At 37.2% G+C, this 21,897-nt stretch carries 21 protein-coding genes; 17 read left to right on the top strand and 4 right to left on the bottom strand.

Annotated features, from left to right (window positions below; all coding sequences use genetic code 11):
* Positions 1-31: 31 nt before the first annotated feature.
* Both T323_RS0117470 and T323_RS0117465 read left to right on the top strand, forming a co-directional pair.
* On the top strand, positions 32-814 hold the full coding sequence (locus T323_RS0117470; protein ID WP_026674438.1) for an inositol monophosphatase family protein: 783 nt from the start codon (positions 32-34) through the stop codon (positions 812-814).
* Between the two features lie 11 nt (positions 815-825).
* Complete coding sequence (locus tag T323_RS0117465; RefSeq protein ID WP_026674437.1) at positions 826-1,722, top strand: NAD(P)-dependent oxidoreductase; 897 nt, start codon at positions 826-828, stop codon at positions 1,720-1,722.
* Positions 1,723-1,759: 37 nt separating this feature from the next.
* Here T323_RS0117465 and T323_RS0117460 read toward each other — a convergent pair whose 3' ends face one another.
* Positions 1,760-1,960: a DUF5325 family protein gene (locus tag T323_RS0117460; RefSeq protein ID WP_026674436.1), complete on the bottom strand. Its 201-nt coding sequence runs from the start codon at positions 1,958-1,960 to the stop codon at positions 1,760-1,762.
* Positions 1,961-2,163: 203 nt separating this feature from the next.
* Here T323_RS0117460 and typA point away from each other — a divergent pair, with 203 nt between their 5' ends.
* The 3 genes from typA to T323_RS0117445 are packed head-to-tail and all read left to right on the top strand — an operon-like array spanning position 2,164 to position 4,629.
* On the top strand, positions 2,164-4,002 hold the full coding sequence (gene typA / locus T323_RS0117455) for a translational GTPase TypA (protein WP_026674435.1): 1,839 nt from the start codon (positions 2,164-2,166) through the stop codon (positions 4,000-4,002).
* A 20-nt stretch (positions 4,003-4,022) separates the two neighbouring features.
* Positions 4,023-4,355: a YlaH-like family protein gene (locus T323_RS0117450; protein WP_051556584.1), complete on the top strand. Its 333-nt coding sequence runs from the start codon at positions 4,023-4,025 to the stop codon at positions 4,353-4,355.
* A gap of 4 nt (positions 4,356-4,359) precedes the next feature.
* Complete coding sequence (locus tag T323_RS0117445; RefSeq protein WP_026674433.1) at positions 4,360-4,629, top strand: hypothetical protein; 270 nt, start codon at positions 4,360-4,362, stop codon at positions 4,627-4,629.
* A gap of 201 nt (positions 4,630-4,830) precedes the next feature.
* Here T323_RS0117445 and T323_RS0117440 read toward each other — a convergent pair whose 3' ends face one another.
* Complete coding sequence (locus T323_RS0117440) at positions 4,831-5,031, bottom strand: YlaI family protein (protein WP_026674432.1); 201 nt, start codon at positions 5,029-5,031, stop codon at positions 4,831-4,833.
* A 137-nt stretch (positions 5,032-5,168) separates the two neighbouring features.
* Here T323_RS0117440 and T323_RS0117435 point away from each other — a divergent pair, with 137 nt between their 5' ends.
* On the top strand, positions 5,169-5,624 hold the full coding sequence (locus tag T323_RS0117435) for a pyridoxamine 5'-phosphate oxidase family protein (RefSeq protein WP_026674431.1): 456 nt from the start codon (positions 5,169-5,171) through the stop codon (positions 5,622-5,624).
* Between the two features lie 678 nt (positions 5,625-6,302).
* Positions 6,303-7,631 carry a PhoH family protein gene (locus tag T323_RS0117430; protein ID WP_026674430.1) on the top strand — a complete coding sequence of 443 codons (1,329 nt, stop codon included), beginning with the start codon at positions 6,303-6,305 and terminating at the stop codon, positions 7,629-7,631.
* Between the two features lie 141 nt (positions 7,632-7,772).
* Here the strand turns inward: T323_RS0117430 and T323_RS0117425 are convergent, their stop codons facing one another.
* Positions 7,773-8,273, bottom strand: a complete 501-nt coding sequence (locus tag T323_RS0117425; protein WP_026674429.1) for a hypothetical protein — start codon at positions 8,271-8,273, stop codon at positions 7,773-7,775.
* 141 nt (positions 8,274-8,414) lie between these two features.
* On the opposite strand from T323_RS0117425, the gene glsA reads away from it, so the two are divergent.
* The 4 genes from glsA to T323_RS0117405 all read left to right on the top strand — a co-directional run bounded on the left by glsA (position 8,415) and on the right by T323_RS0117405 (position 14,822).
* A complete protein-coding gene (gene glsA, locus T323_RS0117420; RefSeq protein ID WP_026674428.1) occupies positions 8,415-9,344 on the top strand; it encodes a glutaminase A in 930 nt (309 codons plus the stop codon).
* A gap of 107 nt (positions 9,345-9,451) precedes the next feature.
* Positions 9,452-9,727: an Fpa/YlaN family protein gene (locus T323_RS0117415; protein ID WP_026674427.1), complete on the top strand. Its 276-nt coding sequence runs from the start codon at positions 9,452-9,454 to the stop codon at positions 9,725-9,727.
* A 374-nt stretch (positions 9,728-10,101) separates the two neighbouring features.
* On the top strand, positions 10,102-13,551 hold the full coding sequence (gene pyc, locus T323_RS0117410) for a pyruvate carboxylase (RefSeq protein ID WP_026674426.1): 3,450 nt from the start codon (positions 10,102-10,104) through the stop codon (positions 13,549-13,551).
* 74 nt (positions 13,552-13,625) lie between these two features.
* Positions 13,626-14,822, top strand: a complete 1,197-nt coding sequence (locus T323_RS0117405; protein ID WP_051556583.1) for a GNAT family N-acetyltransferase — start codon at positions 13,626-13,628, stop codon at positions 14,820-14,822.
* A gap of 128 nt (positions 14,823-14,950) precedes the next feature.
* Here the strand turns inward: T323_RS0117405 and T323_RS0117400 are convergent, their stop codons facing one another.
* Positions 14,951-15,844, bottom strand: a complete 894-nt coding sequence (locus T323_RS0117400) for a COX15/CtaA family protein (RefSeq protein WP_026674424.1) — start codon at positions 15,842-15,844, stop codon at positions 14,951-14,953.
* Positions 15,845-16,153: 309 nt separating this feature from the next.
* On the opposite strand from T323_RS0117400, the gene cyoE reads away from it, so the two are divergent.
* The 6 genes from cyoE to T323_RS0117370 all read left to right on the top strand — a co-directional run bounded on the left by cyoE (position 16,154) and on the right by T323_RS0117370 (position 21,791).
* Entirely contained in the window at positions 16,154-17,110 is a 957-nt protein-coding gene (cyoE, locus tag T323_RS0117395; RefSeq protein WP_026674423.1) for a heme o synthase, read from the top strand.
* A gap of 125 nt (positions 17,111-17,235) precedes the next feature.
* On the top strand, positions 17,236-18,246 hold the full coding sequence (gene coxB / locus T323_RS0117390) for a cytochrome c oxidase subunit II (RefSeq protein WP_026674422.1): 1,011 nt from the start codon (positions 17,236-17,238) through the stop codon (positions 18,244-18,246).
* Positions 18,247-18,259: 13 nt separating this feature from the next.
* On the top strand, positions 18,260-20,113 hold the full coding sequence (gene ctaD, locus T323_RS0117385) for a cytochrome c oxidase subunit I (protein ID WP_026674421.1): 1,854 nt from the start codon (positions 18,260-18,262) through the stop codon (positions 20,111-20,113).
* A gap of 6 nt (positions 20,114-20,119) precedes the next feature.
* The gene (locus tag T323_RS0117380) at positions 20,120-20,740 is read left to right on the top strand and encodes a cytochrome (ubi)quinol oxidase subunit III (protein WP_026674420.1); all 621 of its coding nucleotides are present in this window, start codon (positions 20,120-20,122) and stop codon (positions 20,738-20,740) included.
* Positions 20,741-20,744: 4 nt separating this feature from the next.
* Positions 20,745-21,089 carry a cytochrome C oxidase subunit IV family protein gene (locus T323_RS0117375; protein WP_026674419.1) on the top strand — a complete coding sequence of 115 codons (345 nt, stop codon included), beginning with the start codon at positions 20,745-20,747 and terminating at the stop codon, positions 21,087-21,089.
* Between the two features lie 159 nt (positions 21,090-21,248).
* Positions 21,249-21,791, top strand: coding sequence for a DUF420 domain-containing protein (locus T323_RS0117370; protein ID WP_026674418.1), 543 nt, complete (start codon positions 21,249-21,251; stop codon positions 21,789-21,791).
* Positions 21,792-21,897: the final 106 nt, after the last annotated feature.

Below are 21,897 nucleotides of genomic sequence, written 5' to 3'. Positions count from 1 at the left end.
AGATTTGCTAGTGAACAAGGAGGGAACATCAATGAATTGGTCCGAATTAGAAAAACAAGCGATTCAGTGGGTTAAAGAAGCAGGGGTTCAATTAAAGGATTCATTAGAAAAAACAATTAAAGTTGAATGGAAATCAAATCCAGATGATTTGGTGACAGAAATGGACCGAAATATAGAACAATTTTTTGTTCAGAAAATAAAAGAAAATTACCCTGAACATGCGATTTTAGGTGAAGAAGGAACGAGTGAAGGGATTAAGGAAGAAGGAACCGTTTGGATTATTGACCCAATTGATGGGACGACGAATTTTGTTCATCAACAATATAATTTTGCGATATCGATTGGTGTTTATCATAACGGAATTGGTCAAGTTGGTCTGATATATAATGTCATGACAGATGAACTTTTCCATGCTGTATTAGGAGCAGGAGCTTATTTAAATGGCGTACAGTTGAATAGGTTAACATCAGTAGACATAGAAGAATCGATTGTTAGCTTAAATGCTCGTTGGTTAGTAGAAGGAGATGAAACGATTCAAAAAAATCTTTCAACCTTAACAAAGAAAGTTCGAGGGGTTCGATCTTATGGTTCAGCCGCTATTGAAATTGCCTATGTTGCTTCAGGACGATTAGATGGATATATCAGTTTGAAGCTATCACCATGGGACTTTGCTGGGGGTTTTGTCATCTTACACGAAGTTGGTGGTGTCCATTCAACGATTCGAGGACAAGCGATTCACTACTTGCAAACCGAATCTGTTTTTGTTGGTCGGCCAGGTCTTCATCAAGCTATTTTAGATAATATTTTTATATAGGAGGGGAAAAAATGAAAATAGGATTTATTGGTCTTGGCACGATGGGATTACCAATGACAGCAAATTTACTTCAGGCAGGTTATGAAACCTATGTTGTAAGTCGAAGTCGTCCACCAATTGAACAAGCGCTTTCAATGGGTGCGATAGAAATGGAGTCCCCTAAAACATTAATTGAACAAGTCGATATTGTTTTTACATGTTTACCGCTTCCAGCTTCCATTTACGAAGTATATGACGGAGATAATGGGCTCATTGCTGGTGCAACTTCCGGAAAAATTATTATCGATCATTCGACAATAAGTCCAGCATTAAATAAAGAGGTTGCGAAGAAAATACAAAAAAAAGAAGCTTATTATCTTGATGCCCCTGTAAGTGGAGGACCGATGGGAGCAAAAGCGGGGACATTAACGATGATGTGTGGAGGAGACGAAGCGATATTTCAAAAAGTCCTACCTGTATTAAAGGTAACAGGGGAATATGTCCAATATGTCGGTGATGTTGGTAATGGAAGTGTCATTAAATTAATTAATAATATGCTTGTCGGTGTCCATACGGCCGCATTAGCAGAAGCTTTTGTAATGGGAGAAAAAGCAGGAGTTAATCCAGAAGTTTTGCTAGATATTATTCGAAGAAGCTCTGGATTCTCCAAAAGCATGGATTGGTCTGTAGAAGCAATTATGGACCGGCAATTCGAACAACGTTTTAGTGTGAATTTATTGCATAAAGATATGGGACTTGCCCTAGATTTAGCAGAAGAGTTAAAGGTTCCAACTGAAATGGTGAAAAAAGCAGAAGCGATCGTAAATCAGGCAAAACAAACGTATGGAAATGAAGATGTAGCAGCAATCATTCGTCCACTTGAACAAAAGGTAGGTGTTGAAGTGAAGCGCTGGAATGAGAAGGAATAAATATAGGGATAAAAAAGTGTGTAAAGGTCAAAGACCACTACACACTTTTTTGCTCCATCTCTTCTGATTCACGGATTTTCTTTCTCAGTGTGAACCCAAGACCTGTGGCGACAATCATCCCAATTACGGCAAGGAGGGCGATAACGATACTACGTTCTGCTATAGCGATGCCAATGGCCATAATACAAATTACAGTAACAATGGCTAATGTTAAAAATAGTAGGTTCTCTTTTTTCATGATGAATCCTCCTACGAATAGTCTGACAAATACTCTTTATAGTTTACCTTGTATTACAGAAAAGTGAAACCCTTAAGTTTTGACAATCTAGTTACAAGGGAATAATAAGAAAAAGTAAAAAAAGAGAAAGTTTACTTTTTATAGATTAGTTTATGATATACTTATACAGTTATAATTAGAAGATAAGGAGCGAACTTAGGAGTATGAAACAACGCGAAGACATTCGAAATATAGCTATTATTGCCCACGTTGACCACGGGAAAACGACTTTGGTCGATCAGTTGTTAAAGCAATCAGGTACATTTAGTGCCCATGAACAAGTAGAAGAAAGAGCAATGGACTCTAATGCATTAGAAAAAGAACGAGGTATTACGATCCTTGCTAAAAATACGGCAATTAATTACAAAGATAAGCGAATCAACATATTAGACACACCTGGACATGCTGACTTTGGTGGAGAAGTTGAACGTATTATGAAAATGGTGGATGGTGTTTTATTAGTTGTCGATGCTTATGAAGGCTGTATGCCACAAACACGATTTGTGTTAAAAAAAGCACTTGAGCAAAAATTAAACCCAATTGTCGTTGTCAATAAAATTGACCGTGACTTTGCGCGACCTACAGAAGTTGTTGACGAAGTTGTTGACTTATTAATTGACTTAGGGGCTGATGAGGACCAATTAGATTTTCCAGTTGTTTATGCATCAGCGATTAATGGAACAGCAAGCTTAAATCATGAGCAACAAGATGAGAATATGGAATCATTATTCGAAACGATTATAGATAAGATGCCAGCACCAGTTGATAACAGTGAAGAACCATTACAGTTTCAGGTAGCGATGTTAGACTACAATGATTATCTTGGTAGAATTGGGATTGGACGTGTATTCCGCGGGACAATTTCTGTAGGGCAACAAGTAGCCTTAATGAAACTTGACGGGTCTGTTAAGCAGTTTCGTGTGACTAAAATCTTTGGTTTCTTAGGTTTAAAACGAATTGAGATTAACGAAGCAAAAGCTGGAGATTTAATTGCAGTTTCCGGAATGGAAGAAATTAACGTCGGGGAAACAGTTTGTCCAGTTGAGCATCAAGAAGCATTACCGATTCTACGTATTGATGAACCAACGTTAAAAATGACGTTCCTTGTTAACAATAGCCCGTTTGCGGGACGTGAAGGAAAGTTTGTCACAAGTAGAAAAATTGAAGAGCGTCTTCGTGCTCAATTAGAAACAGACGTTAGCTTACGTGTAGACAACACCGATTCGCCAGACGTTTGGGAAGTATCAGGTCGTGGAGAGCTTCATTTATCCATTTTAATTGAAAATATGCGACGTGAAGGGTATGAACTTCAAGTATCGAAACCTGAAGTTATTGTTCGTGACATTGATGGAGTAAAAAGTGAACCAATGGAACGTGTTCAAATTGATGTTCCTGAAGAATATACAGGATCGGTAATGGAATCGTTAGGAGCAAGAAAAGGCGAAATGTTAAACATGACTAACACAGGTAGTGGTCAAGTTCGTCTTGAGTTTTTAGTTCCTTCCCGTGGTCTCATTGGATATACAACTGAATTTTTATCGCAAACACGAGGGTATGGGATTATTAACCACTCATTTGATAGCTATCAACCGATGGCTCCTGGACAAGTTGGGGGAAGACGTCAAGGCGTCCTAGTCTCAATGGAATCCGGAAAAGCAACGGCTTATGGTATCATGGGTGTCGAAGAACGTGGAACAATTTTTGTTGAACCAGGAACAGAAATATATGAGGGTATGATTGTTGGGGAGCATAATCGTGAAAATGACTTAACGGTTAATATTACGAAAGCAAAGCAACAAACGAATGTCCGTTCAGCGACAAAAGACCAAACGGTGACAATGAAACGACCACGTATTATGACATTAGAAGAAGCTCTTGAGTATTTAAATGAAGATGAATATTGTGAATTAACACCAGAATCTATTCGATTACGTAAAAAGTTATTAAATAAATCTGAACGTGAGCGTGTGGAGAAAAAGAAAAAATTAGCAGCAAAACAATAAGGTAAAGGAGGGGAAATCCTATGGTAGAGCAGCAGCCAATAGAAGTAAATCCAGACGATTTATCGATGTTTGCGGTTCTTGTCCAAATTGATCAAAATCATATTATGGGTTTTTGGTTACTTTATGCGCTAGTCGTCATTACATCGATTGTTGTTTATAACTTAGGGTTTGCTAGGAAATTGCCTATATTGAAATCTGCGGTTGTATACATTGCTTTATTAGTTGGGTGTATTCCATTAACGATTTTTGCGATTGGAATGCCAGTCGTAGAATCCCTACTCGTTGCAGCGGCTGTATTAGGAATATATCGATTCAGACTATCACGTCATAAAAAAGAACAAGCGCAAGGGTGATAACATGAACTTGCAAGATGCGATCTATAATTGGTTGTCGATAAAAGTGGTGTCTGATGCACGACCGAATGATAAAGCCGCACTTGATACGTACATGTTCTTTGATGAAATTTTAAAGCAAGATCATAAAATCGAAAAGCTAGAAATAAAAAAAGAAGGCGCATGGTATATTGTCGACTATTGGATAGAACAAAAAAAGGATACAAAACAATATCCAATTGACCTTATCGATGCGCTGTTACTATCAATCGAATCAGAACCGAAATATAACTAAAGAACTCCGATCTGTTCCGTAAGGAACAGATCGGAGTTCTTTGTTTATAGGCGTAGCCGCTGCATGTTTTAAAGCTTATTCAAGAAGAGCAAAAGCTGCGCACCTGCGCGTTTCACCCCAAGAAGTGCACTTGGGGTTCACTGTTAAAAGCGGGCAGGGCTAGGCACTTCGCTTGAAAGAAAAGACGCTCCGCGTTTTTCTTTACCAATCATTTTCTTGTTTTTGTTTTCTGTACAATTTGAAATTGCCTGTTGCTTGTCGTTCGGCTGTTCTTTCTGTGATACGCTCTTGACACTCCGGGCACATATACGTGTGAATAGGTCTATTTCGAAGTCGTTTCGCATCAGGACTATAATCATCAATATTATTAATTTTATCGCATAATACACATTTTACTCGCATGAAAAATCACCTCTTGTACATCTATTCTACTCAATGTATAAGAAAAAATAAACTGAAATATTGCATTATAGTTTTAAGTTTCCATAAATATAGGTATAGTATAGGTGTACGAAAACAATTGATCTGGAGGTTTTAGTATGGCCAATCAAGTAGAAACAAAATTAACAGATGAACTACTTCCATTATTGCAATCAGAAAGACTTGTAACGATTGCAACGGTTGACAATGAAACAGGTTCTCCTAATGTGAGTGCGATTTCTTGGGTGTTTGCACCTGACAATGCAACGGTTCGATTTGCGGTGGATAACCGTTCAAGAATTGTTGAAAATATTGCAAAACATGCCGGAGTTGTTCTAAATTTTATTGGTAATGGCTCAACTTATTCAGTGGCAGGTGATGCAAAAGTTATAGTAGAAAAAATGGAAGATGTTCCATTAAAATTAGCGTTAGTGGAAATTACAGTTAAAGAAGTAAGAGATGTCATGTTTTATGGTTCGAAAATTTCACAAGAACCTAAATATGAAAAAACATATGATGCTGAAGCAGCAGCAAAGCTTGACAAACAAGTGATGGAAGCGATGAAAAAAGCCTAGAAATAGGCTTTTTTTCATTGTTGGCTAACAGTGCTCTCTTCTATTCTTAGAATGAATTAGGGGTTTGGGGTACTATGAGACAAGTGATTTTGTTGTTTATGGTAATAAGCGGCCATGAAGACCGTTATCTGTGAACATTGCTAGCGTTTTGGAACGTTGGCGGACACAGGAGCAGTTAATCATAATATATCGCTAGGAATAGAGTGGCTTTTGCGTGAATAAGCGCTTCTGTGGCCGCTAAAAAACGGAAACCCGTATCATGTTCACAAATAACGCCTACTCTGACCCAAAAATGAGATAAATCAGCTCAAAACATGCCTATAAAGGGAATATGGCAGTACGTATGTCCGTCATGTTGTTAGATGGGGTGATTTTTTTATGAATAACGGAACAGATGTCCGTACGGAAAATTAATTCGTGTTAACATCGGATTATATCGTTTTTGTAAAGTTTGATTGGAAAAAGGAACAGTTCAAAAAAATGAAGAATAATAAAGAGACAGAAAAAATTAAACGTTTAAGGAGGGACTGTCTAATTTTTCTTCTATCTTCATGTTGGTGAACATACAACTATACTATAGAAGTTGTACGTGAATAGGAAAATAACATATTTTTCTAGATGTGCATAAGCTATAAGTAAGTGTTGTGGAGAAACGAACTTGAGTCAGGAGGCGGAATGTTGAGCAAAATCTACGTCTTAGATACGAATGTCTTATTACAAGACCCGAATTCAGTATATGCCTTTGAAGACAATGAAGTTGTCATTCCAGCTATTGTTTTAGAAGAGGTAGATTCAAAAAAACGTTACATGGATGAAATCGGAAGGAACGCTAGGCATTTCTCAAAAATAATGGACAGCCTACGTGGGAAGGGAAAACTTCATGAAGGAGTGTTACTTGACACAGGTGGCCGATTGCGAGTGGAGCTAAATCACCGTTCTTTTGAAAAGCTAAAAGGTTCATTTGCAGACATGACCAATGATAATCGGATTATAGCGGTTGCCTTAAACTTGTTATTAGAAGAACAAGAAAAACAAGATGGCAAAGATGTTATTCTTATTAGTAAAGATGCTCTCGTAAGGGTAAAAGCGGATGCCTTAGGTATTCCTGCAGAAGATTTTTTAAATGACCGAGTTATAGAATTTGATAATGTGTATTCAGGTTATGTTGAAATGTATGTGGATACCGATATTCTTAACTCATTTTATACAAATCAAGAGCTAGATGCGAGTGAATTATCACAATACCCATTGTATCCCCACCAATTTATTATTATGAAAAATGCGCTAGGAGGTTCCTCTTCTGCGATAGGAAAAGTGGATTTTGACGGAAAAAAAATCAAACCTTTTAGTATAGAGCCAGACCAAGTTTGGGGAATTAAAGCTCGAAACGTCCAACAAAAAATGGCCTTTGAATTGCTTCTTCGTGATGACATCCCTCTCGTCACGTTAATCGGAAAAGCTGGAACAGGTAAAACATTATTATCATTAGCTTCGGGATTATTACAAACAGAGGACTTAGGGAGGTATAATAAGCTACTAGTAGCAAGGCCTGTCATTCCTGTAGGAAAAGATATTGGTTTTTTACCAGGAGAAAAAGAAGAAAAACTAAGACCGTGGATGCAACCGATTTTTGATAATTTGGAATATTTGTTTAATGCAAAAAAACCAGGTGAACTAGATCAAATTCTCGCTGGTATGGGTTCGATTCAAGTAGAAGCTTTGACTTATATTCGTGGCCGAAGTATCCCTGATCAGTTCATCATCATTGATGAAGCACAAAACTTAACAAAACATGAAGTGAAAACGATTTTAACAAGAGTAGGAGAACGAAGTAAAATCGTTTTAATGGGGGACCCAAAACAAATTGATCACCCATATTTAGACGAATATAACAATGGGTTAACGTATGTTGTGGAAAAGTTTAAAAATGAAAAAATTAGTGGACATGTGAAATTAGAAAAAGGGGAACGTTCCGGTCTAGCTCAATTAGCAGCTGATTTATTGTAAAACAAGGATGTACAAACAGGGAAAGAAAAAGAGGTTTATGCAAAAAGGTGAAATAGCCATTTTTGCGTAAACCTTTTTAAAAGATAAATAATTTTGGTATAGCAGTGAAGCTTTGAAAGCAAAGACGCTCCCGTTTTTTTCTTATTTTACGATAAGCTTTGCCACATTTGTAATAGGATCTTCAAGGTTTGAGCCATCACCATAAAGAATGTGAACAGGACCATTTTCCGTTAAAGGTTTTCCCTTATCTGAAAATTTAAGTAAACATGATGTTGCCTCGTCCCAATCCAAAGTTATTGTATCTCCAGTCGTTGTTTCAATGACGAGAGCTGAGGGGTTTACTGGTTTTGTATGGAATATAAAAGGCTCAAGTTTCATCGCAAATGTACCATGTAATAGTTCTTCTTTTTTGAACGACACTCGGTTGTCATTCGTCTGAGATGGAGGCTGTGCCCCTTCTGTTATTTCTTTATCCCATTGCGCTGAAATCGCTTTTTTATAGGCGGTTAACGAATCTTCTTCTTCTTTTGATTCGGTAAAATACGTCGTCAGGTCCACTTTTCTATCATCAAAAATCCAAACGGTCGGGTCGATCGTTAACGGATGTTCAACATTTCCTGTAATAAAAAAAACAAATTCCATTATGAAATCTCCTTCCCCATCAAGTACTATATATTAGTATAATCGGTTTATACCTTTTTGGCTAATAGAAAGCGGTTAGTAAAATTGCTTTACGTCCATAATGAGGTTAGAGTTTATTAGGAGTAGATGGAGGGATGATAAATGGGTTGTCAAAAAACGGAGCAGTTACAGAAATGGATTGAGAAAGTAAGCTCTTATACGGAAAAAGGCAAAGTAGCCACGTATATACCAGCACTTGGAGAAGCAGATCCAAATACGCTAGCCATTGCTATATATGAGGGACCGAATCAGTGTTTTTCTGCTGGGAATGTTTCGGAAACATTTACGTTACAAAGTATTTCCAAAGTTCTTACATTAGCATTGGCTCTTATGGATAAAGGAGAAGACTTTGTGTTTCAAAAAGTAGGAATGGAACCAACGGGGGACCCGTTTAACTCGATATCAAAGCTAGAAACTAGTGTCCCCTCCAAACCATTAAATCCTATGATTAATGCAGGAGCTCTTGCTGTAACAAATTTATTGCCAGGGCAAACAAATGACGAAAAATTATCTAGGCTTATTGGTTTCATTCAGAAACTTACAGGGAATCATGACATTACATACAATGAACGTGTTGCTCAATCAGAATTTGAAACAGCAGATTTAAACCGATCATTAGCATACTTTATGAAACAACATGGTGTAATTGAAGGAGATGTCAATGAATTATTGGCATTGTATACAAAGCAATGTGCGATTGAACTCAATTGTCATGATCTAGCGAAAATTGGGTGGGTTTTAGCCAACAAAGGGATTGACCCTCTTTCGGGAGAAATTATAGTTCCATTTGACGTTGCACGGATCGTTAAAACATTTATGGTGACGTGCGGAATGTATAATGCATCAGGTGAGTTTGCCATCAAAGTAGGAATTCCAGCAAAAAGTGGTGTCTCTGGTGGAATTTTAGGTTCTGTTCCACATGGTATGGGAATAGGAATATATGGACCAGCACTTGATGAAAAGGGAAATAGTATTGCAGGAATAAAGTTATTAGAACTTTTAGCAAAAGAAATGAAACTGAGTATTTTTTAACGTTCTTTTCGCTATATTTCATTGAAAACCATTGCATTTTTGCCTCAACAGAGATAGTATAAGTATAAAGTAGGTAGAGAAGATTCATAAAGGAGGGACAAGGTTTCATGAAGACCGTTACAGGACATAGCGAAAAAGCATATGCCCTTCTTAAAGCTGATGCTGAAAAAATACAAAGGTTAATAGAAGTTCAATTAGAAAACTTAACGATGCCACAATGTCCTCTTTACGAGGAAGTGTTAGATACACAAATGTTCGGATTGTCTAGAGAGATAGATTTTGCTATTCGTTTAGAACTTGTAGATAAAGAAACGGGAAAGCAATTATTATCAGATTTAGAGCGAAAATTAGCAACATTACATGAGGCGTCTACAAGAAAATAATATAAACCAAGCTATTTTTTTGGTAGCTTGGTTTTTATTTAGAACAAGACAGCTAAAAAGATTCAAGTTTTTTTTATATAAGAATATATAAAATGTCGGTATAGTAGTGAAGCTTGTTTATTAATGAAGATTGAAGGCCGTATTTTGCTAGAAACGAAAAGAAAATCTCGTGTTTTTTTTAGCATTAAAAATTGTGAGAAAGTTGTTTTTATTTAGAAAAGTTTTGAGTTTGAAATTCGTTTCATGATAATATAATCTTTATATAGAGAAAAGCTAAAGATAAAGGGGAAGTTTTCTAGAGTGGCAAACTCTTGATTTCCTATCATTTCATTTCTAACAATGAAAATTATTATGTTGGTTATAGGAGGAGTACTATGGATGGGTTAAAGAACATTAAAAAGGTTCTAGTAGCAAATCGTGGAGAGATTGCTATCCGAATTTTTAGAGCATGCACAGAGTTACATATTCGAACGGTTGCGATTTATTCCAAAGAAGATGTGGGTGCTTACCATCGCTATAAAGCAGATGAAGCTTACCTAGTTGGGGAAGGTAAGAAACCGATTGAAGCATATTTAGATATCGAAGGTATTCTAGAAATTGCAAAGCGAAATGATGTAGATGCGATTCACCCAGGATATGGATTTCTGTCTGAAAATTTACAATTTGCTAAGCGATGTGAAGAAGAAGGCATTATTTTTATTGGTCCAAATACAGAACATTTAGTTATGTTTGGTGATAAAGTACAAGCAAGGGAACAGGCTATTAAAGCAAATATCCCTGTTATTCCAGGAAGTGATGGACCTGTTAACAGTCTAGAAGATGTTCAAGCGTTTGCAAATGAACATGGATTTCCTTTTATTATTAAAGCAGCGCTTGGTGGTGGCGGACGTGGTATGAGAATTGTCCGGTCACAAGAAGCTTTAAGTGAAGCATACGACAGAGCTAAGTCAGAAGCGAAATCGGCTTTTGGAAATGACGAAGTGTATGTGGAAAAATTTGTAGAAAATCCAAAACATATTGAAGTGCAAATCTTAGCGGACAAGCATGGAAATATTGTCCATTTATATGAGCGCGACTGTTCTGTTCAACGACGACATCAAAAAGTAGTTGAAGTGGCTCCTAGTGTATCGTTAGATCAAGAGTTACGTGAGAAAATATGTGAGGCAGCTGTGCAATTATCAAAAAGTGTGAATTATATAAATGCAGGGACTGTTGAATTTTTAGTAACAGAAAACGGTGAATTCTTCTTTATTGAAGTAAATCCGCGAATTCAAGTAGAACATACAATTACAGAAATGATTACGGGTGTTGATATTGTTCAATCCCAATTATTTATTGCAGATGGTGAAGAGCTACATAATAAAGTATTAGGAATTCCTAAACAAGAAGACATCGCATGTAATGGATATGCGATTCAGTCACGTGTGACAACGGAAGATCCAAGTAATGGGTTTTTACCAGACACAGGGAAAATTATGGCTTACCGTTCTGGTGGTGGATTTGGCGTTCGTCTTGATGCTGGAAACGGTTATCAAGGGTCAGTTATTACTCCTTATTATGATTCATTGCTCGTTAAAGTGTCGACGTGGGCCCTTACTTTTGAAGGCGCTGCTCAAAAAATGTTGCGAAACTTACGAGAATTTCGTATTCGTGGGATTAAAACAAACATTGCGTTTTTAGAAAATGTCGTTCAGCACAAAGCTTTTCTTTCAGGGGAATATAACACATCATTTATCGATACTACTCCAGAACTTTTTGTGTTTCCAAAACGAAAAGACCGTGGAACAAAAATGTTATCATTTATCGGTGAAACGATTGTAAATGGATATCCTGGATTAGAAGGTGTAAAAAAACCAGTACTAGATATTCCGGAAGTACCAAAAGTAAATTATACAGAGCCATTTCCAAAAGGGACAAAGCAAATCCTTGAAGAAAGAGGCGCTGATGGGTTAAGCAAATGGGTAAAAGAGCAAAAAGAAGTGTTGTTAACAGATACAACATTCCGAGATGCCCATCAATCTTTGCTTGCAACAAGGGTTCGTACGCATGATTTAAAGCAAATTGCAGAACCGACTGCAAGAATGGTACCACATTTGTTTTCATCAGAAATGTGGGGCGGCGCTACATTTGATGTTGCGATGAGATTTTTACATGAAGACCCATGGGAAAGACTTTTAATTTTACGCAATAAAATGCCAAATGTCTTATTGCAAATGTTATTCCGGGCATCAAATGCGGTTGGTTATACGAACTATCCAGATAATTTAATCAAAGAGTTCGTGGATAAATCCGCTGCAGCTGGCATTGATGTTTTCCGTATCTTTGACAGTTTAAACTGGGTGGAAGGTATGAGATTGACTATTGATTCAGTGCGAGAAAGTGGAAAAATAGCCGAGGCGACTCTATGTTACACGGGAGATATTTTAGATAAAAACCGTACAAAATATGATTTACAGTATTATAAAAATTTAGCAAAAGAGTTGGAAAACGCTGGAGCGCATATTTTAGGGATTAAAGATATGGCAGGTTTACTAAAACCAGAAGCTGCGTATCAATTAGTAACTGAGTTAAAACAAACGATTGATATTCCAATTCACTTGCATACACATGATACAAGTGGAAATGGATTATTCACATACGCACGTGCGATTGAAGCTGGTGTCGATATTGTTGATGTAGCGATAAGCTCTATGGCAGGGCAAACATCACAGCCGAGTATGAATAGCTTATATTATGCATTATCAGGGTCAGAACGACAGCCTAATGTTGATATTAAAGCATTAGAGCAATTAAGTGATTATTGGGATAGTACCCGTAAGTTCTATAGTGGCTTTGAAAGTGGGATGAATGCGCCACATACAGAAGTGTATGAGCATGAAATGCCTGGTGGTCAATACAGTAATCTTCAGCAACAAGCGAAAGCGGTTGGATTAAAAAATCGCTGGAATGAAGTGAAAAAAATGTATCGCCGAGTGAACGATATGTTTGGGGATGTAGTAAAAGTAACTCCATCATCGAAAGTTGTTGGTGATATGGCATTATATATGGTTCAAAATAATTTAACTGAAGATGATATTTATGACCGTGGTGATAACCTAGATTTCCCAGATTCTGTTGTGGAATTTTTCCAAGGCCAACTTGGTCAACCATACGAAGGCTTCCCGAAAGAATTACAACAAATTATTTTAAAGGGAAGAGAGCCTCTAACAACTAGACCTGGTGAATTGCTAGACCCGATTAACTTCCAAGAGGTAAAAGAGACGTTATACCATACTTTAAATCGACAAGTAACGAGTCATGATATACTCTCTTATGCGATTTATCCGAAAGTGTTTATGGAGTATGAGCGTTTCCGTCAACAGTTTGGTGAAGTTTCTGTTCTCGATACACCAACATTCTTTTATGGGTTACGGTTAGGGGAAGAGATCGAAGTTGAAATCGAAAAAGGGAAAACGTTAATCGTGAAGCTCGTTTCTATTTCTAAACCGCAAGATGACGGGAATCGTATCGTTTACTTTGAGCTAAATGGTCAGCCACGTGAAGTGATGATTAAAGATATGAATGTAAAAACATCTGTTAAAGCAAAGGCGAAAGTCGATAAGAGCAACCCGAACCAGATAGGAGCTTCAATGCCTGGTACGGTTGTGAAAACGTTAGTTGTCAAGGGAGATAAGGTTAAAAAAGGTGACCATCTCATGATTACGGAAGCAATGAAAATGGAAACAACGGTTCAAGCTCCATTTGATGGCGAAGTAAAAGAAGTCCATGTTACGAATGGAGAAGCGATTCAAACCGGAGATTTATTAATTGAATTGTCAAATTAAGCACAACATGGGCTAGAGGCTTTATCTCTAGCCTTTTTCTTTGAGGCAATTTCAATAAAATAGGGGTGATAATGGTGGGGGAAATTAGAAAGTTAACAAAGGAAGAGATGGAGGAGAGTTTAACACTTTCTCAGTTTGCGTTTCAGTATGAATTAACTGAGGAACAAAAAGCGTATTTTATAAGGACAAAGCGACCAGAACAAACGTATGGCTATTTTGAAGGAGAAACATTGGAGTCAAAGATGACTGTCCTTTCATTAACGGTGATGTTAGGGAATGTTGCATATAAAATGGGAGGGATCGCTGGAGTCGCTACATATCCAGAACATAGAAGAAAAGGCCTTGTTCGAAACCTACTGAAAATTGGATTGAAAGAGTTGGATGATCAGGGTGTAACACTTTCTTATTTGTTTCCGTTCTCTATCCCTTTTTATCGTAAATATGGATGGGAAATATTTTGTGATGAGAAAAAGATAGTTGTAGCTTCACATGAACTTCCAAAGAAAATTACTGCGGTAGGATGGATGAAGCGGGAGTCGCTTCAACAAACCTTTCACTTGCACTCCATTTATGATACGTATTGTCAATCCTACTTTGGCATGCTAAAAAGAACAGAAGAATGGTGGGATGAATTAACATATAATAGGAAAAAACTACATTTATCTGTTTATTATCGTGAAGACGATAGCCCAACAGGTTATATCATTTATGAAGTGAAAGACCGTAAAATGAAAATTTCTGAGCTTATTTATACGGATGAAGATAGCAGAGGCGGATTATGGAATTTTATTGCGGATCATGATTCAATGATAGATCAGGTTGAATTAACATTACCGTCAAGTGACGAATCAACATTTTTGTTTGCGAATCCAAAAGTAAAACAAGAATTATCTCCGTATTTTATGGCGAGAATTGTAAATGTCAAACTATTTTTGGAAAACTATCCTTTTCAGGCGGGGACGCTGTCCTCTTTATTTGTTCATGTATATGACCCATTTGCCGACTGGAATAATGGGATTTATCAGATAGTCTTTCATGGGGACAAACATGAGGTGAAAAAGTTTGATAGTAAGCCAGACAATGGAGCTTGCCAACACCCCCCAAAAAGAGGAATTCAAGTAAATATTAATATGTTAACGACGATGTTGATGCATTATAAACGACCGATGCAGTTGGCTAAAATGGGAGCAATTAAAGGAAATAATGAAGAGCTAGAAGAGTGGGAAAAAAGGATAGGAGACGAGCAACCGGCTTTCATTGACTTTTTTTAAAAAGTAAGAAAATAGCAGTGAAGCTTTGAAAGCTTATTCTAGATGCTTGAAACGAAAAGACGCTCCCGCGTTTTTCTTAAAAGAAAGAAAAATGGCTGTTCGTCAGCAATCCGAACAGCCATCTCTCTTTAATGTGGTTTTCTACTAATAATCATCGTTAAATAAGCGAGTGTTGAAAAAAGTAATGAAATGATTAGGGCATGGAACATGGCATTCACAAGTGCGGCTGCTGTAAAAATAACGGCAACGCCACTAATGACTTGTCCTAGTACAAAAATAAACGCTATAATTGTACCCCAAAATACTGTTGGTTCATGTCGATAATGCTTAATAACGATAATGAGTAAAACGAGTAATAGTATAAAAACGGATATCCCAGCTAGGCGATGAAGAAAATGGACACCAATAGGACCAATGAAACCTGGGAATAACATCCCATTACATAATGGGAAACCGCTACAAGCTAATGTTGCGTTTGTATGTTTGACTAACGCTCCTGTGTAAATAACAGCGTAAGTGTATGTGATGACAAAATATATAAAATAACGAAATCTTTTTGTTACTTTTGGTGCAGGTACTCTAGATTTTCCGTCTTCAAATACGAGTACAGTTAATAATACGACAGTTGCTAACGAGATAGCAGAAATTCCAAAATGTAAGGCGAGAATGGCTTCAGATTGACCAAAAACGACGGCTCCCGCTCCTAATAGTCCTTGAAAAACGATAAAGAAGATTGCCATGATAGCCATAAACTTTGTTTCTTTTAAGTGCCCTATTTTCCGCCAAGTCCATATGGCTAATATAATTATCATGAATCCTAGCATACCTGAAACGATGCGATGACTATATTCAATGATCGTTTCAATAGCAGGTGAGGTTGGTATAACTTCACCAAAGCATAGCGGCCATGTTGCACCACAGCCTTCACCTGAACCTGTTTTTGTAACAAGAGCCCCTTGCATAAGGACGATGAGCATGCCAATGGATGTAATCACACTATATATTTTTAATGATTTATGCAATGGTTTTCCCCTTTCTATTTCGTAGAATCAAATTGATAGAAATTAAGCATAACACGATCTTATGAACAATAGGGAAAAAAGTCAATTATTGAAGAGTGAACTTTTTATGGCAATATTAAATGTGAAGATAATGTGAAACTTTTGAATTTGATGAAAGAAATAAGAAATTAAGATATAATGTCTTTATGATCAGAAAAGGTCTGAAAACGTTCTTATGAGTTAGTCACTTTTTGTAATAGAAATTACCGACATTTGGCTAACGCAAACGTTTTGTAATATGTGATACTCTAAAAAGGGGGTGAATTGTGGATGAATAAATCCAATACAGCAATAGAAGCAAGCGATGTGTTAACACATTCAACTACTACTTCAAGTCCAAATTCAAGTTCAATAACGGACATGGAAGAAAAAACATGGAAACATTATGTGACACTTGCTAAAATGGGTATTGTTACATCAAATTTAATCACAGCTTTTGCAGGGATTTTTCTAGCAGCAAAATATACTGGTGTTAGCTTGCTCGATCAATTTCATCTTGTCCTTTTTGGATTGCTAGGAGCAGGTCTAGTAATGGCTGGCGGTTGTACGTTAAATAATTTTATTGACCGTGATATTGATCATCTAATGGAACGAACTAAAGACCGTCCAACTGTTACAGGGAAATTACAAGGCTCACATGTACTTATTGTAGGGCTCATCCAATCGGCTATCGGGATTATTTTATTATCCCTTGCAAATATAACGGCAGCGATTATTGGGATGATTGGTTTATTTGTATATGTTGTGTTGTATACAATGTGGACAAAACGTACTACATCTTTAAATACAATTGTAGGAAGTGTGTCTGGGGCTGTTCCACCGCTCATCGGGTGGGCAGTAATTGATCCTAGCTTGCATACTTACGCCTGGATTTTATTTTTTATTATGTTCTTCTGGCAACCGCCACATTTTCTTGCCTTAGCGATGAAACGCTGTGAAGAATATCGGGCTGCAGGAATTCCAATGTTACCAGTTGTTGCAGGATTTGATGTGACAAAGCGTCAAATCGTCGTATATGTAGCAGCACTGTTACCAGTATCATTAATGTTGTATCCATTTGGTATTGTCTATACGATTGTAGCAGCATTATTAGGGTTAGGGTGGCTAGTCTTAGGGTTAGCTGGGTTTAAAATGAAAGACGATATTAAATGGTCTAGATTCATGTTCGTTTATTCTTTAAACTACCTAACAATTATTTTCGTGCTTATGGTCATTGTTCATATTTAAAACCAAGAAAATTCAATACTATCTTTTAAGATAATGAATTGAATTTTTTTGTGTGAAAAGAATAGCTGACTATCAAGTATATAAAACAAGAGGGACTATAGAGCGAAAGTGAGGTTTGTTTTCAGATGGAAAACTGGAAAAGTGTATTACGTTTTCTTCCATTAACTCTGCTTGCGTTATTGTTAGCTGGTTGTGGTGAGGAAAATTTAACGGCTCTTGATCCAAAAGGGCCACAATCACAGTGGTTATATGATTACATGATTCTATCTTTAGTCATCATGATTTTTGTAGCCGTTGTTGTATTTTCGATCTTCTTTATTATTTTATTTAAATTTAGAAGAAAACCTGGTGACGATGCATATCCAAAACAGGTTCATGGTAGTACTGCGTTAGAAATTACGTGGACAGTAATTCCAATTATTTTATTAGCTATCTTAGCTGTTCCAACGATCACAGGGTCGTTTATGTTAGCTGATACTGAACCAGAAGGCGATCATACCGTTACGATTAAAGTAACAGGACATCAGTTCTGGTGGCAGTTCGATTACGAAGATGAAGGATTTACCGCTGGTCAAGACGTGTATATTCCAGTAGGTGAGAAAGTTGTATTTGAACTGCACGGACAAGATGTCATTCACTCTTTCTGGGTACCAGCACTTGGAGGAAAAGTGGATACAATCCCAGGAATTACGAATCACCTTTGGCTACAAGCTGATGAGCCAGGTATATTTAAAGGAAAATGTGCTGAGTTATGTGGACCAGAACATGCTTTAATGGACTTCAAACTTATCGCATTAGAAAGAGATGAATATGATGCATGGGTAGCAGGGATGCAAGAGCCTCCTGAACCTCAAGAAGCATTAGCACAACAAGGACGAGAAGTATTCGAAAATAATGGCTGTTTAGGTTGTCATGCTGTTAATGGTATGGGTACTGCGAGTGGTCCAGCTTTAAATAACTTTGCAAACCGTAAAACGATTGCAGGTTATCTTGATTTCACGGATGAAAACTTAGAAGCTTGGATTCGTGATCCTGAATCATTAAAGCAAGGTAACAACATGTTAGCCTACCCTGACATGAGTGAAGAAGATATGACAGCGTTAATTGCATACTTGCGTTCGTTATCAATAGAATAAGGAGGTAACCCCATTGGCTACTAATACAAAGTCAAAAAGTGTATTATGGGATTGGTTAACAACCGTTGACCATAAAAAAATTGCGATTTTATATTTAATCGCTGGTACACTTTATTTCGTTCAAGCTGGTATCATGGCTGTTTTTATGAGAATTCAGCTCATGTATCCAGATAATAGTTTTGTAAGCGGGCAAACGTTTAATGAGCTACTAACAATGCATGGAACCGTCATGTTATTTTTCGTGGCAACACCTCTTCTTTTTGCATTTATGAACTTTGTTGTTCCTTTGCAAATTGGAGCTCGTGACGTTGCGTTCCCATTTGTTAACTCATTAGGATTTTGGATTTTCTTTTTTGGGGCATTTCTTGTTAATTTAAGTTGGTTCTTTGGTGGTGGTCCAGATGCTGGTTGGACGGCATATGTACCGTTATCGAGTCGAGATTACGCAGGAAGTGGACTTGATTTTTATGTACTAGGATTACAGGTAGCTGGTATCGGGACATTGTTGTCAGCGATTAACTTCCTCGTTACGATTATCAATATGAGAGCTCCGGGAATGACAATGATGAGATTACCATTGTTTGTCTGGACATCTTTTATTACATCTATGTTAATCTTATTTGCTTTCACACCATTAGCAGCTGGTTTAGCGCTTCTAATGCTAGACCGTTTATTTGATGGACAATTCTTTATTCCAGATATGGGTGGAAACGCTGTGTTATGGCAGCATATTTTCTGGATTTTCGGTCACCCTGAAGTATACATCCTTGTATTACCTGCTTTTGGTATTATTTCTGAAGTTATTCCAGCGTTCTCAAGAAAGCGTCTATTTGGATATACTGCCATGGTATTTGCAACGATCATTATCGCGTTTTTAGGATTCATGGTTTGGGTTCACCACATGTTTACCGTTGGTTTAGGACCTATTTCTAACTCTATTTTCGCTGTTGCTACAATGATGATTGCAGTTCCGACAGGGATTAAAATCTTTAACTGGTTATTTACAATGTGGGGCGGAAAAATCACATTTAATACAGCGATGTTATTTGCTTCGTCTTTCGTACCAACGTTTGTACTTGGTGGGGTAACTGGGGTAATGCTTGCAATGGCTCCTGTTGACCATTTATACCATGATACTTATTTCGTTGTTGCTCACTTCCACTACATTATTGTTGGTGGTATCGTTATGGCCTTATTTGCTGGATTATTCTACTGGTATCCGCTTATGTTTGGTCATAAATTAAATGAAACATTAGGTAAACTTTTCTTTGCACTATTTTATATTGGATTCCATTTAACTTTCTTCATTCAGCATTTCTTAGGTTTAATGGGTATGCCACGTCGTGTATACACTTACCTTGGCGACCAAGGCTTAGATGGAATGAATATGATTAGTACAATTGGAACATTCTTTATGTCAGCAGGTATTATCGTTTTAGTGATTAACGTGATTTATTCTGCTTATCGTAAAGATCAACAAACAGGTCAAGACCCTTGGGATGCACGTACATTGGAATGGGCTTGTGCACATCCAGTACCAGAGTATAACTTTGCGCAAACACCATTAGTTCGTTCGTTAGATCCGTTGTTCTACGAAAAAGTTCATGGTGATGGCAAAATGAAACCGGCTGAGCCGTTAGCAGATATTCATATGCCAAATGGTTCATTTATCCCATTTGTCATGTCATTTGGTTTGTTCGTTGCTGGATTTGGTTTTGTTATGATGGGCTTCGACAACCCAGTTATTGAACCACTCATCGTTGCGGTTGCTGGTCTTGTCATTACTTTCGGTGCGATGTTCACACGTTCTGTTAAAGAAGACCATGGATACTATATTCCAGTAAAAGATATTAAGGAAGAGAGGTAAGCTACTATGGCAGGTGCAATTGATCATTCAAAAGGGCTTCCTCCTCATCCAGAGAGAGCAACCCTTGAAGGTAAAAATAAGTTTTTAGGTTTTTGGTTTTTCCTTGGTGGAGAAACAGTCTTATTTGCGACATTCTTTGGAACCTATTTAGGATTAAAAGGCGGTGTTGGTGATGGACCAACCCCGCAAGAAATTTTCGCATTGCCACTTGTTTTTATTATGACAATGATTTTATTAACAAGTAGTTTAACAAGTGTTCTTGCAATGTATGCGATGAAGAAAAACCAGTTTAGAAAAATGATGGTTTGGATGATTATTACTGTGTTACTAGGCCTTGCATTCTTAGGACTAGAGGTTTATGAGTTTTATGAGTATTACCACCACTATGGTTTAGGGTATTCTACTAGTGCGTTCGCTTCAGCGTTCTACTCATTAGTTGGACTTCATGGGGCTCACGTTGCGTTTGGATTACTTTGGATTACGACGTTGTTAGTTCGTTACAGACGTTCGGGAATTACCCTTACAAATGCGCCTAAATTCTATGTTGCAAGTTTGTACTGGCACTTTATTGACGTTGTTTGGGTATTCATCTTTAGTGTGGTTTATCTCATGGGAATAGGGGGCTAATCATATGGGAGATAACTTAAGTCAACCATTTGCAAAAAGTGCAATGACAGAGGAAGAAAAAAGAAAAACAAATGCAGAACAGAAAAAGCAAGTTGTTTCGTTTGCATTGATGATTTTCTTAACGATTCTCGCCTTTGTTGCTGTTGCGAGTGATGTTGTTCCTGCATCATTTGCTGTACCGTTTATATTAATTTTAGCGGTGATTCAACTGTTTCTTCAATTGCTTTTCTTTATGCATATGAAAGATAAAGACCATGGTTGGGTCAATACGTTTATGGTATCAGGCATGGTGATTGCCGTGATAACAGTTGCCGCGTTAATGTTACTTTTAGGGGTAACAAAATATTAAGTAATGAAACAGGATGTGTATTCACATCCTGTTTTTTTCAAAATGTTTGACCTTCACGGTAAAGTTCATCTTTTTGTAATGTTTTTTCTGCGTTTTTTCGCTCATATTGTGTATAATGAGAGAGGCTTGACTGAAAACAGACAGATTGGAGTGAAATACATGTCAGAATATACTGGACTAGCAAAAAAACGGAATTATAAGCCATTAATTATTATATTAACGATTATTATAAACGGTGTTGTTGTTCTTTTATCTCGCATCCCACCGGTTGAAGGCTTTGATTTATTTGACGTTCGTATTTTGCCAATGATGAACGCGATATTTAATACGTTTACCTTTTTCTTTTTATTGATTGCTCTGGTTGCCATTATTAAGAAAAATGTCACCTTACATCGAAGATTTATTTACGCAGCTTTTATTACAACAACATTATTTTTAGTCACATATATCGGGCATCACTTATTAACGACATCGACTCCTTATGGTGGAGACGGCTGGTTAAAAGGGGTATATTACTTTATTCTCATTACTCATATTGTTTTAGCCGCTGTTATCGTCCCATTAGCACTAACAGCAGTGGCAAGAGCATGGAATGGCGAGAATGAACGCCATCGAAAATTGGCGAGGTGGACAATGCCATTGTGGCTTTATGTAAGCTTAACTGGCGTACTCGTGTATTTAATGATTTCTCCATATTATTAATAATAATAACGTAAGCAGGCACGGAAAAAGTAGAACTATACTTTTTCCGTGCTTTTTTAGCTTTTGCGTGAATAAGCGCTTCTGTGGCCGCTAAAAAAGGAAACCC

Source organism: Alkalihalobacillus bogoriensis ATCC BAA-922, from assembly GCF_000621445.1.
Taxonomy (GTDB): Bacteria; Bacillota; Bacilli; order Bacillales; family Bacillaceae_F; genus Bacillus_AO; species Bacillus_AO bogoriense.
This window is presented reverse-complemented; position numbering and strand designations above follow the sequence as displayed.

Coding starts and splice junctions, on each gene's coding strand:
- cyoE (WP_026674423.1), top strand. CDS start 16,154: ATGAATAAATCCAATACAGCAATAGAAGCAAGCGATGTGTTAACACAT.
- coxB (WP_026674422.1), top strand. CDS start 17,236: ATGGAAAACTGGAAAAGTGTATTACGTTTTCTTCCATTAACTCTGCTT.
- pyc (WP_026674426.1), top strand. CDS start 10,102: ATGGATGGGTTAAAGAACATTAAAAAGGTTCTAGTAGCAAATCGTGGA.
- T323_RS0117370 (WP_026674418.1), top strand. CDS start 21,249: ATGTCAGAATATACTGGACTAGCAAAAAAACGGAATTATAAGCCATTA.
- glsA (WP_026674428.1), top strand. CDS start 8,415: ATGGGTTGTCAAAAAACGGAGCAGTTACAGAAATGGATTGAGAAAGTA.
- T323_RS0117440 (WP_026674432.1), bottom strand. CDS start 5,031: ATGCGAGTAAAATGTGTATTATGCGATAAAATTAATAATATTGATGAT.
- T323_RS0117460 (WP_026674436.1), bottom strand. CDS start 1,960: ATGAAAAAAGAGAACCTACTATTTTTAACATTAGCCATTGTTACTGTA.
- T323_RS0117425 (WP_026674429.1), bottom strand. CDS start 8,273: ATGGAATTTGTTTTTTTTATTACAGGAAATGTTGAACATCCGTTAACG.
- T323_RS0117465 (WP_026674437.1), top strand. CDS start 826: ATGAAAATAGGATTTATTGGTCTTGGCACGATGGGATTACCAATGACA.
- T323_RS0117380 (WP_026674420.1), top strand. CDS start 20,120: ATGGCAGGTGCAATTGATCATTCAAAAGGGCTTCCTCCTCATCCAGAG.
- T323_RS0117435 (WP_026674431.1), top strand. CDS start 5,169: ATGGCCAATCAAGTAGAAACAAAATTAACAGATGAACTACTTCCATTA.
- typA (WP_026674435.1), top strand. CDS start 2,164: ATGAAACAACGCGAAGACATTCGAAATATAGCTATTATTGCCCACGTT.
- T323_RS0117445 (WP_026674433.1), top strand. CDS start 4,360: ATGAACTTGCAAGATGCGATCTATAATTGGTTGTCGATAAAAGTGGTG.
- T323_RS0117450 (WP_051556584.1), top strand. CDS start 4,023: ATGGTAGAGCAGCAGCCAATAGAAGTAAATCCAGACGATTTATCGATG.
- T323_RS0117375 (WP_026674419.1), top strand. CDS start 20,745: ATGGGAGATAACTTAAGTCAACCATTTGCAAAAAGTGCAATGACAGAG.
- T323_RS0117415 (WP_026674427.1), top strand. CDS start 9,452: ATGAAGACCGTTACAGGACATAGCGAAAAAGCATATGCCCTTCTTAAA.
- T323_RS0117470 (WP_026674438.1), top strand. CDS start 32: ATGAATTGGTCCGAATTAGAAAAACAAGCGATTCAGTGGGTTAAAGAA.